Origin of the sequence: Streptomyces arenae (genome assembly GCF_022343545.1) — a bacterium.
Classification (GTDB): Bacteria; Actinomycetota; Actinomycetes; order Streptomycetales; family Streptomycetaceae; genus Streptomyces; species Streptomyces humi.
Window position 1 is genome coordinate 212373 of record NZ_JAKQYH010000002.1, and the last position, 13911, is coordinate 226283.

At 73.5% G+C, this 13911-nt stretch carries 10 protein-coding genes; 4 read left to right on the forward strand and 6 right to left on the reverse strand.

Annotated elements, in window-relative coordinates; translation table 11 throughout:
• Positions 1–2 precede the first annotated feature (2 nt).
• Positions 3–1793: a bifunctional sugar phosphate isomerase/epimerase/4-hydroxyphenylpyruvate dioxygenase family protein gene (locus tag MB828_RS00980; RefSeq protein ID WP_301646505.1), complete on the reverse strand. Its 1791-nt coding sequence runs from the start codon at positions 1791–1793 to the stop codon at positions 3–5.
• A 42-nt stretch (positions 1794–1835) separates the two neighbouring features.
• Positions 1836–2726 carry a shikimate dehydrogenase gene (locus MB828_RS00985; RefSeq protein WP_301646506.1) on the reverse strand — a complete coding sequence of 297 codons (891 nt, stop codon included), beginning with the start codon at positions 2724–2726 and terminating at the stop codon, positions 1836–1838.
• A 157-nt stretch (positions 2727–2883) separates the two neighbouring features.
• Here MB828_RS00985 and MB828_RS00990 point away from each other — a divergent pair, with 157 nt between their 5' ends.
• Together MB828_RS00990 and MB828_RS00995 are read left to right on the forward strand one after the other, a co-directional pair.
• Positions 2884–3549 carry a TetR/AcrR family transcriptional regulator gene (locus MB828_RS00990; RefSeq protein ID WP_301646507.1) on the forward strand — a complete coding sequence of 222 codons (666 nt, stop codon included), beginning with the start codon at positions 2884–2886 and terminating at the stop codon, positions 3547–3549.
• Positions 3550–3747: 198 nt separating this feature from the next.
• A complete protein-coding gene (locus tag MB828_RS00995; protein WP_301646508.1) occupies positions 3748–5109 on the forward strand; it encodes an MFS transporter in 1362 nt (453 codons plus the stop codon).
• 52 nt (positions 5110–5161) lie between these two features.
• On the opposite strand, the gene MB828_RS01000 is transcribed toward MB828_RS00995, so the two are convergent.
• From MB828_RS01000 to wecB, 4 genes are read right to left on the reverse strand one after another with little or no spacing between them, the layout of a single operon-like run.
• Positions 5162–7348, reverse strand: a complete 2187-nt coding sequence (locus tag MB828_RS01000) for a glycosyltransferase family 1 protein (protein WP_301646509.1) — start codon at positions 7346–7348, stop codon at positions 5162–5164.
• Positions 7345–9153, reverse strand: coding sequence for a hypothetical protein (locus tag MB828_RS01005; protein WP_301646510.1), 1809 nt, complete (start codon positions 9151–9153; stop codon positions 7345–7347). The genes MB828_RS01000 and MB828_RS01005 overlap by 4 nt, the downstream gene beginning before the upstream one ends.
• A complete protein-coding gene (locus tag MB828_RS01010) occupies positions 9153–9899 on the reverse strand; it encodes a class I SAM-dependent methyltransferase (RefSeq protein ID WP_301646511.1) in 747 nt (248 codons plus the stop codon). The genes MB828_RS01005 and MB828_RS01010 overlap by 1 nt, the downstream gene beginning before the upstream one ends.
• Positions 9892–10980 carry a non-hydrolyzing UDP-N-acetylglucosamine 2-epimerase gene (gene wecB, locus MB828_RS01015; protein WP_301646512.1) on the reverse strand — a complete coding sequence of 363 codons (1089 nt, stop codon included), beginning with the start codon at positions 10978–10980 and terminating at the stop codon, positions 9892–9894. The genes MB828_RS01010 and wecB overlap by 8 nt, the downstream gene beginning before the upstream one ends.
• Positions 10981–11081: 101 nt before the next feature.
• Between wecB and MB828_RS01020 the strand changes: the two genes are divergently transcribed.
• Positions 11082–12503, forward strand: coding sequence for a glycosyltransferase family 4 protein (locus MB828_RS01020; RefSeq protein ID WP_301646513.1), 1422 nt, complete (start codon positions 11082–11084; stop codon positions 12501–12503).
• 29 nt (positions 12504–12532) lie between these two features.
• The gene (locus MB828_RS01025; RefSeq protein ID WP_133028457.1) at positions 12533–13855 is read left to right on the forward strand and encodes a nucleotide sugar dehydrogenase; all 1323 of its coding nucleotides are present in this window, start codon (positions 12533–12535) and stop codon (positions 13853–13855) included.
• The last annotated feature ends 56 nt before the right edge of the window (positions 13856–13911 follow it).

Here is a 13911-nt window from a genome sequence, read left to right on the forward strand (position 1 = left end):
TCTCAGCGAGCCGGCCGTCCGGCGTGCTGGGCCGCGAGCCGCACCGGCGCGTTCTGCGCGCCGTACCCGCGGTATCCGGGGTCACGTTCGACCAGTTCGAAGAAGACCCGTCCGACGGTCCGGGTGTAGCAGTGCCGGAAGGCCCCGCCCGGGTCCCGGTCGTAGAGGATGCCGAGTTCCCGGTACGTCTCCAACTCCCCGTCGGGGAACTCGTACCGGGCGGCCAGGTCGTCGTGGTAGTTGCCCGGAATGGGCAGCAGCGCGCCGCCGGCCGCCCGGAAGGCACGGGCGGCGGCCACCACGTCGTCGACGGCGAGGGCGATGTGCTGGGCGTGCAGGGTGTCGTCGGCCGGGGCCGCGCCCACCCCGAGGGCGATCCGGACGTGGCCGTAGGCGTCGGTGACGGCGCGGGAGCGCAGCAGCCCGTAGGGGTCGGCGACATCGACGCTGTCCTGGGCGTGCAGGCCGAGGACGGCACGGTGGAAGAGGGCCGCCTCGTCGTACTGGTGCCAGGGCTGGACCAGGGCCAGGTGGTCGATGCGGGCCGGGGACGGCGCCGGTTCGTGCGGCACGGCGGCGAAGTCTGCCCGCCAGTCGGGGAGTTCGGGGGCGCGTCCGGTGGCGCAGAAGAACAGTTCCGTGCCGTCGGGTGCCGCGACCGCGTCCAGGGGGACGTCCTCGGGGGCCCGGTGGCGGGGCAGTACGGGGGCGAGCAGCGCCTCGGCGCGGCGGGCGGCAGCCCGTGGGTCCGGTGACTCCAGGCCGATCGCGGCGAGCCCGGTGCCGTCACGCCGGGCTGCGGGCCCGGTGTTGACCAGGATCCGCGCCTCGCCCAGCTCCCACAGGTCGACGGGCTTGCTCCGGTGACGCGCGGTCCGGGCGAAGCCGAGGGCGCCGAGCAGCGCCGAGACGGGTTCCGCGTCCGGGGTCACCAGTTCGGCGAACGCGACTCCCGTCGGCACGACCGGCGCGGGCAACTCCCCCACGCCGACGGCTTCCTGGAGCACCAGCAGGGAACGCCGCGCGTCGACGGCGGTCGGCCCGGCCTCGGCCTGCCGGAAGACGTCGTTGAACACCTCGAGGGAGAGCGGTCCGTCGTACCCGGTCCGCAGCACATGGCGCACGAGCCCGGCCACGTCGAACCCGCCCTGGCCCGGGAAGCAGCGATAGTGGCGGCTCCACTGGAGCACGTCCATGGCGAGCAGCGGGGCGTCGGCCAGCTGGAGGAAGAAGATCTTCTCGCCGGGGATGTCTTCGATGCCCTTCGGGTCGGACCCCCGGGAGAGGATGTGGAAGCTGTCGAGACAGGTCCCGAGCGCGGGATGCCCGGCTGCCTCGACGATCCGCCAGGCATGGTCGTACGTACTGACGTGCCGCCCCCAGGCCAGCGCCTCGTAGGCGACGCGGACACCGAAGTCGGCGGCGAGCGAGGCCAGTTCGGACAGCTGCCGGGCGGCCAGCGCGTCGTCGTCGACGGCCGACGGGGAGACGGAGGAACAGACGAGGACGGTGTCGGCGCCCAGCTCCCGCATCAGCTCGAACTTGTGCCGGGCGCGGCGCAGGTTCCGGCCGAACTCGTCCTCCGGCACGGCCTCGATGTCCCGCATGGGCTGGTAGAGGTCGACGGTCAGCCCGAGATCCGCGCACCGCGCCCGTATCTCCCGGGGCGAGAGCGGACTGGCCAGCAGATCGTTCTCGAAGATCTCCACTCCGTCGAACCCGGCCCGGGAGGCGGCGGTCAGCTTCTCGGTGAGCGACCCACTGAGTGAGACGGTGGCAATAGAAGTACGCATGACCCTTCTCCTGACGTGTACCGCACCACGAACCCGCACCCGTCACACGACCTGCCCCGCCGACCTCTCCGCCGACTCCGCCAGTTCCCCGATGTCGGCCAGCATCCGCGAGGCGTCCGCCTCCCTGCCCGTGAACAAGCGAAACGCGTCCGCGGCCTGGAACACGGCCATCCCACCCCCGTCCAGTACGGCGCACCCCAACTCCCGTGCGGTCCGCACCAGTTCCGTCTCCAGTGGCCGGTACACCACCTCGGCCACCCACAGCCCGGGCCGCAGCGACCCCGCGGGCAACGGCAGCCCCGGATGCGCGGCCATCCCGGTCGGCGTCGCGTGCACCAGCCCGTCGGCCCCCGCGAGGAGCTCCGGCAACCGCTCCGGCCCCGCGGCGACCGCACGCCCGGCACCGAAGTACCGGTTCAGGGCCCCCGCGAGATCGACGGCCCGGTCGGCCAGCGCGTCCACGACGGTGACCCGCTCGGCCCCCAGCGTGAGCGTGGCATGCGCGACGGCGGCCCCGGCGCCCCCGGCGCCGAGCTGCACGACCCGCTCCAGCGGAGCGTCCCGCAGCCCCCGCGCGAACGACGCCGCGAACCCGGTCACGTCGGTGTTGTGGCCGACCGCCCTGCCGTCGGCCTCGAACACCACCGTGTTGACCGCGCCGAGCGCCTCGGCCTGCGGGGTCAGCGCGTCCAGGTGCTCGATGACCAGCTGTTTGCACGGATGCGTGATGTTCAGCCCGTCGAAGCCCAGGTCACGTGCCGCCCGGACCAGGTCACCCACGGCCTCCGGCGGCACGCCGAGCACGTCGATGTCGATCAGCCGGTACAGGTACCGCAGCCCCTGCCGGCCTGCCTCGCGCTCGTGCAGGGCCGGGCTGAGGGACGGGCCGATGCCGGCGCCGATCAGTCCGACGAGATACGAGTCCTTGGCCACGTGGCCCTCCTGAGCGGCATAGCTAATGTACGAACCAGTACGTTAGCTATAACACCGGAGGCCACGACAGGGGAAGACCCTTCGGGAGACGACCACGGCGCGGCTTCTAGAATCTCCGCACCGGCCACCCCTTCCGACGGCACCCGATAGGAACCCGATGACCAGCGTCGACGAACCGGCATCCACCAACGGGCGGATCCGTGACGCCGCCCGCACCCGGGCCGAGATCCTCGACGTGGCCACCCAGGAGTTCGCCCGGGCCGGCTACGACGGTGCCCGCGTGGACGAGATCGCGGCCCGCACCCGCACCACGAAGCGGATGATCTACTACTACTTCGGCGGCAAGGAGCAGCTGTTCACGGCGGTCCTGGAGCGCGCGTACGGCGTGATCCGGGAGGCCGAGCAGCAGCTCGACGTGGAGCATCTGGACCCGGTCGCGGCGATCCGCCGGCTCGCGGAGCTGACCTTCGACCACCACGAGCAGCACCCCGACTTCATCCGCCTGGTCAGCATCGAGAACATCCACGGCGCCGAGCACATCGCGGCCTCCGAGAAGCTGGGCAGGATCGGCTCCCCCGCCCTGGAGGTGATCCGCCGGATCCTCGCCGCGGGCCAGGAGTCCGGGCTGTTCACCGCGGACGTCGACGCCGTCGACCTGCACGCGATGATCAGCTCGTTCTGCTTCTTCCGGGTGGCGAACCGGGCCACCTTCGGCGCCCTGTTCGGCCGCGACCTGGTGGACCCGGCGCAGCGCGAGCACTACCGCGCCATGCTCGGCGACATGGTGATCGCCTACCTCACGGCGGAGCGCGCGGCGGGCTGACCGCCGGGGCCCGGGATCCGGCGCCACCTCTTGACAGCGGGGAAACGCGGGCGCAACATCCGTACCCATCACGACTAACTACCCAGTGGGTTAATTAGCACCGACCCCCTGGCCCGCCGAACCCGTCATCCCTGGGAACCGGCCTTCTCCCCCGCCGCTCACTCCGCCTACGTTGGAGTTCCCCGAAGGAGCACCGCCGTGTCCGTCCCCGCCCCGCCCGCCGCCACCGCCGTACCGCCCGGCGGCCAGCCGAGGAAGGCCGCGCTGGCCGCCTGGATCGGCAGCGCCCTGGAGTACTACGACTTCTTCATCTACGGCAGCGCGGCCGCGCTGATCTTCCCGAAGGTCTTCTTCGACGAGTCGGACCCGGCCGACGCGACCCTGCTGTCGCTGGCCACGTTCGGGGTGGCGTACGCGGCCCGGCCGGTCGGCGCGCTGTTCCTCGGGCACTTCGGGGACCGGATCGGCCGTAAGAAGATCATGGTCTTCACGCTGGTCCTGATGGGTCTGTCGACGTTCCTCATCGGCTGTCTGCCGAGCCGCGCCCAGGTCGGGTCCCTCGCCCCGGTGCTGCTGGTGCTGTGCCGGGTGCTCCAGGGCGTCTCGGCCGCCGGTGAGCAGGCCAGCGCCAGTTCGATGAGTCTGGAGCACGCGCCGCCGGACCGGCGCGGCTTCTTCACCAGCTTCACCCTCAGCGGCACCCAGGGCGGTCAGCTGATCGCCACCCTCGTCTTCATCCCGGTCGCACAGCTGCCCGACGACCAGTTGCTGTCCTGGGGCTGGCGGGTGCCGTTCTGGGCGAGTGTGGTGGTGGCCGTGGTGGGCTGGGTGATCCGGCGCAAACTGGAGGAGACCCCGGCCTTCGCGCGCCAGGCGGCCGCCGAGGGCGTCGAACGACTGCCGCTGGTGACGCTGCTGCGCCACCACTGGGCGGACGTGCTGCGGGTGATCGGGGGCGCGCTGATCGCGTCGGTGAGCACCATCTTCACGGTGTGGGCGCTGGCGTACGCGACGGGCGACGCGGTGGGCATGTCCAGGACGTCGATGCTGTGGGTGGGTGCCCTGGCGAACCTGGTGGCGCTGGGCGCGATCCCGGCGTGGGCGACGCTGTCGGACCGGATCGGCCGGCGGCCGGTCTACCTGATCGGCGCGGTGGGCAGCGCGGTGGCCATGTTCGGCTACCTGTGGGCGATCTCCACCGGCTCCTACCCGCTGGTCATGCTCCTCGGGATCGTGGCCTTCGGCGTCGTCTACAGCGCGGCGAACGGCGTCTGGCCGTCCTTCTACGGCGAGATGTTCTCGACCCGGGTACGGCTGTCGGGCATGGCGATCGGCACCCAGATCGGGTTCGCGGTGGCCGGGTTCGCGGTGACCTTCGCGGCCCGGATCGCGGGTCCGGACGGCGACGACTGGTCGTCGGTCGCCCTGTTCACGGCGGCACTGTGCGTGCCTCCGGTGATCGCCGCGCTGACGGCCCGGGAGACGCACCGGGTGCCGACCGAACTGCTCGGCGAGGGGCCGGAGTCGGCGGCGGTCCGACCGGAGAGGGTGTCGGCCTGAGTTCCGGCGGCGGCTCCCCCGGGCCCTCGGCGGCCGCGGGGGAGCCTCCGTGTCAGCCGGACACCAGCAGCTCCGTCCAGTCCTTCGCCACCCGTTCCAGCGAGAACCCCTCCCGCACCTGGCCGCGTGCCACCTCCCCGGCGTCCTGCCAGTCCTCCTGTTCGGAAAGGGCGGCGACGGCCGCGGCCATCGCCTGCGGGTCCTGGTGGATCCACCGCCGGTCGTAGATCTCGTCCGCGCCCGGCCACGGCAGCAGCGCGGGTACGGCGCCGGAGGCCATGCCCTCGGCCGGGGCGAGGTGGAAGCTCTCGTCGTCGCTGGTGGACAGCACATGCCCGACGCGGCGCAGCCAGCCCGGCACGTCGGGTCCGAACCGGTCGAAGACGACGGCCCCTTCGAGCAGCGGCGAGGTCTGGATACGGCGCAGGACCGCGTCGTAGTGCGCGCGTTCCTCGGGCTTGTTCCAGATCCACCAGTACTCCCACGGCGGCTTGGACTTGACCGAGAGGTGCCAGCGCCGGTCGTGGGCGCGCAGCGCTTCGAGGACGTCGAGGCCGAGGTCGAGGCGCTTGCGGCTGGGCGCGATGCCGATCATGCCGAGGCGGTGGCGGGCGCCGGGCGCCTTGGGCCGGTCCAGTTGGTCGACGTCCACCCAGTTGCCGATCGTGACGATCTTCGAGGCGGGCCAGCCGGTGCGCTCCCGGGTGGCGCGGGCGTAGTGGGGGCTGACGCACACCACCCGGTCGACGGCGTCGATGTCGACCTGCTGCGGGTAGCCGGCGTCGAGTTCGAAGCGGTGCAGCCGCACGATCAGCCGGCTGCCGCGCCGCTTGTGGCGGCTGTACCAGACGGCCGCCGGGCCGCACCACTCGACCACCACCACGTCGGCCCACTCGGCGAGCCGGCGGCTCTCGGCCGGGTCGTGCCGGGCCAGCGCGGGCCAGGCGTCCACCCGGACGTCGAGGCCGGGCAGCGCCCGGAGGTGGTCGAGGAGCCGGGTGAGGAACTTCAGGTCGTGGCCCGCGACCCCGACCCGCAGCGGGCGCCCTCGGCCGGTGACGGCGGCGGGCGCGGCGGGGAAGGCGCGGTCGAGGTGGCCGCGCCAGCGGGTCGCGGCGGCCTCCATGGTGTACTGCCGGGCGGCCCGCGTGCACCGGTCGGCGGCGAGCCGCCGGGCTCCCGCGTCCTGGACGGCGGTGCGGACGGCGTCCGCGGCGTCCGTGAGGGTGGCGGCGCCCGGCACGAACAGCGGGTAGTCGGCGCCGAGCAGGGCCTCGTGGGCGGGCGTGCGGTTGAGTACGACGGGCAGCCCGAGGGAGCCGAACTCCAGGACCTTGGTGGAGAGTTCCAGGCTGGCGTCGAGGGAGGAGTCGCGCCAGCCGAGGCCGAGGTCGCAGTCGGCGGCGATGCGCATGGCCTCCTCGCGCGGTACCCCGCCGTGGTGGACGACCTCGGGGGTGGTGCGCAGCGCCTCGGCCATGGCGGTGTCGAAGCCGGGGTGGGCGGCATCCTGGTGGATCTTGTCGCCCACGGTGTGCAGTTCGGCCCGGACACCGCGTTCGGCGAGCAGCGCGGGCAGCCGGGTCATGGGCAGGGTGTTCCAGCGGGGCGCGAACTTGCCGGTGTAGACGAGGCGTACGGGCGTGTGCGGGCCGTCCCGGTCCGGCACCGCGAGGCCGGGCTCGGGTACGGCGGGCGGGCTGAGCACCGCCCGGCCGCAGGCCTCCGGCACCCAGGCCTCCAGGAAGCAGCGCAACTCCTCTGTCTGGCACAGCAGTTGACGGGAGGCTTCGGCGATCCGGACGAGGTCGGCGCGGGCCTCCTCGGTCATCTCGGCCGGGGACTGCGGGATGTCGGTGAGGTAGGCCCAGATCCGGCCGTCGAAGGCGCCGTCGGCGACGATCTGCTTGACCAGCCGGCGTCCGCGCAGCACCAGCAGGTCGCACGGCTCCCCCGCGTCGAGGCGGGCCAGCAACCGCGAGGCCTGGTGAGGGGAGAGGGGGTGCGCGCCCTGGCCGGGGACCAGGCGCTCCTCGTAGGGCCGGACCACGGTGACGCCGGGCAGCCCGGCCAGCGGGTCGGTCAGCCGGCCGGTCTCCACCGGGGCCTTGAGGACGAGGCGGGTCCGGCAGCCCGCCCGGGACAGCGCCTGGACCGTCGACTGGGCCCAGACGGCGGAGCCGTCGATGAGGTTGAGGTCCACGTCGCCGTAGACGAGCGCCCTGAGGGTGCGGGTCATGACGGTTCCTTTCCACGCACGGCGAACAACCGGTGCCCGGCGCGCGACCAGGCGTCCGGCGGGGTACCGGCGTCGAGCAGCGAGCGGCGCACGAGCAGCGGGCGCAGCGTCGGTACGAAGGCGTAGTCGTCGGCGGCCGGGTCGTGGCCCACCGCGTCGGCGCCGGAGAACTCCTGGGCGCAGAGCAGGTCCAGCAGCAGGGTGTCGGGGCGGTCCTCGGTCAGGTCGGTCCAGTCGGCGACCCAGGGTGCGGTGGGCGGCCCGGCGTGGACGGTGACCGAGGCGGCGGTGAGTTCGCCGAGTTCGAGGCCCGCCGGGTCGGCGACGACCACCTCGGCCGGCCGGTGCAGCTGGCCGAGGGTCTGGGCGACGAGCCGGGCCACGTCGGTGGCGTCCCGGGGTGCGGCGAGGATCGCGACCCGGCGTTCGGCGAGCGGGTCGGGGGCGCCGGTGAGCGCGGCGAGCCGGGCCAGCCGTACCCGGGTGCTGTCCTGCTGGAAGACCTCGCGGAGCCGGTCCCGGCCGTCGGTGACCGGGTCGAGCCGGCGCAGCGCCGTCCCGGTGTCGCCGTCCAGGACGCCGTCCCAGGGCAGCTGCGCCAGGCCCGGGGCGGCCGAGGCCGGGCCGTCCCGCCACAGCACCGCCGCCCGGCCCAGCCCCCGTGCCCGGCCGACGAGTTCGGCGAGCGAGCGGTCCAGGTCGGGGGCGAGCCCGGTGCCGGTGAGCGCCCAGGGGCCGGTCTCGGCCGCGCAGGCGCTCAGCTGGACCAGGAGGACATCGGGGTCGGTGCGCTCCACGAGCAGCCGGCCGTCGTGCGGCAGCACCCGGCTGACCACGGCGTCGGCCGCGAAGTCCGCGGCGGTGCGGTCGGTCAGCACACCGGTGATCACCAGCCGGTCCCGGGGGGCCACGGACAGGGCGCGGTGCGAGAGGTGGAAGCGGTCGTCCGCCGGTGCCTCGGGGGCGGGGGCGGTGCTCGCGGCGCGCGCCGGGCGCCCCTTGGCCTTCCGCTGCCGCCACAGCCCGTACAGTTCGCCGGGCAGCCGGGGCGCGCCGCGCCGTGGTGAGCGGGCCGCCGACACCAGGGCCTTGCCCACCCGCAGCGAGGTGGAGCCCTCCAGCATGCTCACCCGCGCCTCCAGCACCCCGGTCCGCTCCCGGGCCCCGCGCAGGGCGGCGGCCAGCTGGTCCTTGTCGCGCAGGGCGGCGGCCAGCCGTTCGGCGAGGCCGTCCTCGCGGGCGTTCGCCAGGGCGCGGGCGGTCTCCTCCGCGGCCCGCTCCAGGTCGATCAGGCGGGCGCGCTGGGACCGGGAGACGAAGTCGGCGAGGACGTACTCGTCGGCGATCCGCAGGGCGGTGGCGAAGCCGTCGGCGGGCAGCGGACGGCCGAACCAGTCGTGTGGCGGGAGCAGTTCCTCGGTGCACACGAACACCGCGCCGGCGTGCAGGTGCGTGTAGCCGAGGGCGGCCGCGTGCAGGACCTGGCAGCGATGGGTCACCAGGGCGTCCAGCAGCCGGTGGTACGGCAGTTCGGTGCCGGGGTGACCGAAGACGATCAGGCCGCGGCCACCGGGCCGCATCCGCTCCAGGGCGGCGAGACAGTCCGCCTCGCCGCCGTGCAGGTCCGGGTCGGGGCCGTAGCAGAGGAGCATCAGCTCCCCCTCGCCGACGGGCTGTTCGTGCCTGGTCGGGGTGGTGCCGGGCGGCAGGTGCAGATAGGGGTCCAGACGCAGGCCGCCGGTCGTCGCGTCGACGACCGAGGTCACGTCGTCCAGATGCGGGTGGAGCAGATCGGTCAGGCGCATCAGCTGGTCCTCGTGAAGACGTGGAAGCCGACCCGGTTCTCGCGGAAGCCGTAGGGCCGGAAGAGGGTGTGGCGCAGGCCGAGGGGTTCCAGTTCCGCGCGGTAGGCGGCGATCGGGCGGTGCAGGATGTAGTCGCCGCGTGCCACGGGCACCTCGGTGTTCTCGTCGGTGACGACCAGCCGGCCGGTGATCCGGACCAGCGAGGCCAGGTTGCGCAGCCCGGCCCGCCACTCGGCGTCGTCGAGGACGTGGAAGAGGACGTCCACGCACAGCACCACGTCGTAGAGCCAGGGGCTGCGCCACTCGTCGAGGGCGGCGCGGGCGTACCGCGGTCCGCCGCCCTCCGCCCGGGCGTGGTTGACGGCCTCCTCGCTGGTGTCGAAGGCGTCGACGTGGTGGCCGCAGCGGGCCAGCGAGCGGGCGAAGTGCCCCTTGCCGCAGCCCGCGTCCAGCACGAACAGCGGGGACGCCGGGCTGGACAGGTCGCCGATGAGGGTGAGCAGCTGGCCGAGCCGGACGGCGTAGAAGATCTCGTTGCCCGGCCGGTCCAGGCCGATGTGACCGCCGGAGGCGAGATCGTCACGCTCACGGTGCCGGGCGTCCCAGTAGGTGCGGGTGGCCTCCGGGGAACGCGAGGCGGCCACGGAGTCCGAGGGACGCGAGGCGGCCACGGAGTCCGAGGGACGCGAGGCGGCCACGGGGTCCGGGGAACGCTCGGCGTGCTGGGTGCGGGTGACGTCAGGCATGGCGCTCCAGCCACTCGGTGAGGACACGGGCGATCCGGGGGCCGGCCTTGCCGTCCCACAGCGGGGGCCCTTCGGGGCCGGCCACCGGCCTGCCGTCGAGGACCTTGCGCAGGGCGGGTACCAGTTCGCCGGGGCGCACCAGGCGGTTGGTGCCGTGGGTGACGGTGACCGGGCGTTCGGTGGTGGTGCGCAGGGTCAGGCAGGGCACGCCGAGCACGGTGGTCTCCTCCTGGACCCCGCCCGAGTCGGTGATCACGGCGGCGGCGCCCCGGACCAGGCCCATGAACTCGACGTAGCCGAGCGGTTCGAGCAGCCGGATGCCGGGCGCGTCGGCCAGGCCCGCCGTGCGCAGCGCCGCCCGGCCGCGCGGGTGCAGGGGCACCGCGAGATCCAGGTGGCCGGCGGCCTCGGTGAGCGCACGGGCGGCCGCGGCCGCGGCCTCGGGGTCGTCGACGTTGGCCGGCCGGTGCAGGGTGACCACGCCGTAGCGCTCGGGCAGTCCGTGGGCGGCGCGGGCGGCGGCCGGGTCGAAATGCTCCAGATGGGTGAGCAGGGTGTCGATCATCGGGTTCCCGACGAAGTGCACGCGGGCCGGATCGACGCCCTCACGGGCGAGGTGGCCGACGGCCTCGGGGCTGGTGACGAGGTGCAGCTCGGCGAGCTGGTCGACCAGGCGCCGGTTGACCTCCTCCGGCATCCCCATGTCGAAGCTGCGCAGGCCCGCCTCGACATGGGCGACCGGGATGCCCAGCTTGGCGGCGGCCAGGGCCGCGGCCAGGGTGGAGTTCACGTCGCCGTAGACGACGACCAGGGCCGGGGCCCGGGCGAGCAGCTCACCCTCCAGGGCGACCAGCAGGTCGGCGGTCTGCCGGGCGTGGCTGCCGGAACCGACGCCGAGGTCGGTGTCCGGGGCGGGCAGGCCCAGCTCCCGGAAGAAGACGTGCGACATCCGTTCGTCGTAATGCTGGCCCGTGTGCACCAGGACCTGGCCGTGCCCGGTCGTACGCAGGGCGGCGACGACGGGCGCGGCCTTCACGAAGTTCGGTCTGGTCCCTACGACATGGAGTACGCGGCCGTTCATGTCGTACGTTCTCCGCTCTGTCGGCCTACCTTGGCGGCATGGCCCGACGTCAGTCTCCGCACGTGCCGCGCCGTGTCCTTCGGATCCCCCGTGCACTCAGCTTGGCCGCATCCGTCGCCTGGGGCGAGTTGCGGCACGATCCCGCCCGGGCCGCGCTGCTCGGTGTCCGGCTGCTGCCGGGGCGGGTGCGGCGCGGTCTCGGACCGGTCGAGGAGCGGCTGGCCGCCCGGGCCGGTACGGCCGGGCCGTCCGCCGTCCCGTCCGCCGCCCGGGTGCCGGCGCCACCGGGGCGGCCGGTGCCGGCCGTGCCCGGCCGGGTGCTCCATCTGGTGACCAACGGGCTGCCGTTCAAGCACGCCGGTTACACCGTGCGCACCCAGGCGCTCGCCGAGGCGCAGCGCGCGGCCGGGCTCGATCCGCACGTGGTGACCCGGGTCGGGTTCCCGGTGGCGCAGGGCGTCCTGGACGCCCGCCCGTTGCAGATCGTGAACGGGGTGCCGCAGCACCGGCTGCTGCCGCCCGTCCTGCCGTACGGGCAGGGGGCGGTGCTCGCCCGGAACGCCGAGCTCGCCGGTCGGCTGGTGGAGCGGCTGCGGCCGGCCGTGCTGCACGCGGCCACCGACCACGGCAACGGGCGGGTGGCGCTGGCCCTGCGCGAGACCTACCGGCTGCCGGTGGTCTACGAGGTGCGCGGTTTCCTGGAGGAGACCTGGCTGACCCAGGCGCCCGGACGGAGCCCGGCCGACCGGACCTACCGGGCCCGGCGCGCCCTGGAGACGTACTGCATGCGCGCGGCCGATCTGGTGCTGACGCTGGGGTCCGCGATGAAGGCCGAGATCGTGGCCCGCGGGGTGCCCGAGGAGCGGGTCCTGATCGTGCCCAACGCGGTGGACGACGCCTTCCTCGCTCCGCCGCCGGACGGGGCGGCACTGCGCGCCCGGCTCGGCATCGCGGCGGACGACTACGTGGTGGGCACCGTCAGCAGCCTTACTCCACACGAGGGAATCGGCACATTGCTCCATGCGGGTGCCGAACTGCGCCGCCGGGGGGTCCCGCTGCGGCTGCTGATCGTGGGCGAGGGACCGGAGCGGGGGGCGCTCCAGGCGCTGGCCGCACGGCTGGGTCTGGACGACGGCACGGCGCTGTTCACCGGCCGGGTGCCGCATCGCGAAGTGCGGTCCTACCACGCCGTTCTGGACGTCTTCGCGGTACCGCGCACCGACGAACGGGTCTGCCGTCTGGTCACCCCGCTCAAGCCGGTCGAGGCGATGGCGAGCGGTGTTCCCGTGGCGGCCAGTGATCTCACGGCGCTCCGAGAGCTGGTGGAACCGGAGGTGAACGGGCAGCTGATTCCCGCTGAATCACCACAAGCCTGGGCAGAAGCTCTCGAAGTATTGCTCTACAGTCGAAAACGGCGGCATGAATGGGGAGCGTCCGCCCGCGCTCTGGTAGCGCGTGAACGCACCTGGAAAAGGGTCGCTGCCACGACCCGAGAGGCGTATCGCGCCCTTGGAAGTGTCTGAGGCCCCCGTCGAGGGCGGAGTGAATCCCTATGCAGGTCGAACAGGCCGTACCGCTCGGGGAATTGAGCGAATCGCTCGGGGATCAGGAACAGACCGACGGCTTGGAACTGGCCGTCATCGGACTCGGCTACGTCGGCCTTCCGCTCGCGCGGGAGGCCTCGGCGGTCGGGCTGCGGGTAGCCGGGCTCGACCTCGACCCCCGGGTCGTGGAGGGCCTGAACGCCGGCCATTCCCATGTGGACGACGTCTCGGACGACGACGTCGCCCGGATGCGGCAGGCCGGGTTCACCGCGTACACGGACGACGCGTGTCTGGCCCGGGCGCAGACGATCGTGATCTGTGTGCCGACCCCGCTCGGCGAGGACGGCGGCCCGGACCTGGGCGCGGTGCGGTCCGCCGTGCGGGCGGTGGCGGGCAGGCTGCGCCGCGGACAGCTGGTCGTCCTGGAGTCGACCACCTATCCCGGCACCACCGAGGAGGTCGTGAAGCCACTCCTGGAGGAGTCCGGACTGCGGGCCGGCGAGGACTTCGCGCTGGCCTTCTCCCCGGAGCGCATCGACCCGGGCAACACCACGCACGGGCTGCGCGAGACACCGAAGGTGGTCGGCGGCTGCACCCCGGCGTGCGCCGCCCGGGCCGCGGCCTTCTACGGCAAGCTCGTCGACACCGTCGTGCAGGCGAAGGGCACCCGCGAGGCCGAGATGGCCAAGCTCCTGGAGAACACCTACCGGCACGTCAACATCGCCCTGGTCAACGAACTTGCCATCCTGTGCCGTGAGTTGCGGGTCGACGTGTGGGACGCGATCCGTTGCGCCGGTACCAAGCCCTTCGGCTTCCAGCCCTTCAGGCCCAGCGCCGGGGTGGGTGGCCACTGCATCCCGATCGACCCAAACTACCTTTCGTACAAGGTGCGTTCGATCGGCTACGAGTTCCGGTTCGTGGAACTCGCCCGGGAGATCAACGCCCACATGCCGGAGTACGTCGTCCGGCGCGCCCAGGACCTGCTCAACCACGAGGGCCGCGCCCTGCACGGCTCCCGGGTGCTGCTCCTCGGCGTCACCTACAAGCCCGACGTCGCCGACCAGCGGGAGGCGCCGGCGGTGCCGGTGGCCCGGCTGCTGCGGGAGCGGGAGGCCGAGCTCTCCTTCCACGACCCGTTCGTACCGGCCTGGTTCGTGGACGGGCAGGCCGTGCCGCGCGTCACCGACGTCATGGCGGCGGCGCGCTCGCACGACCTGACCATCCTGCTCCAGGACCACTCCGCGTACGACCTCCCGGCCCTCGGCGACGAGGCCCGGCTGCTCTTCGACACCCGGGGGCGGATCTTCCGGCCCGGGGTCGAGGTGCTGTAGCTCCCTGGGCGAACCCACCCTCGCAAGCCGATTCGTGCAGCAACTCCCCTGCCACG

What these genes read in the sequence shown, in the direction of transcription:
- MB828_RS01010 (WP_301646511.1), bottom strand. Translation starts at nt 9,899, where the DNA reads ATGCCTGACGTCACCCGCACCCAGCACGCCGAGCGTTCCCCGGACCCC.
- MB828_RS01005 (WP_301646510.1), bottom strand. Translation starts at nt 9,153, where the DNA reads ATGCGCCTGACCGATCTGCTCCACCCGCATCTGGACGACGTGACCTCG.
- wecB (WP_301646512.1), bottom strand. Translation starts at nt 10,980, where the DNA reads ATGAACGGCCGCGTACTCCATGTCGTAGGGACCAGACCGAACTTCGTG.
- MB828_RS00980 (WP_301646505.1), bottom strand. Translation starts at nt 1,793, where the DNA reads ATGCGTACTTCTATTGCCACCGTCTCACTCAGTGGGTCGCTCACCGAG.
- MB828_RS01025 (WP_133028457.1), top strand. Translation starts at nt 12,533, where the DNA reads ATGCAGGTCGAACAGGCCGTACCGCTCGGGGAATTGAGCGAATCGCTC.
- MB828_RS00990 (WP_301646507.1), top strand. Translation starts at nt 2,884, where the DNA reads ATGACCAGCGTCGACGAACCGGCATCCACCAACGGGCGGATCCGTGAC.
- MB828_RS01000 (WP_301646509.1), bottom strand. Translation starts at nt 7,348, where the DNA reads ATGACCCGCACCCTCAGGGCGCTCGTCTACGGCGACGTGGACCTCAAC.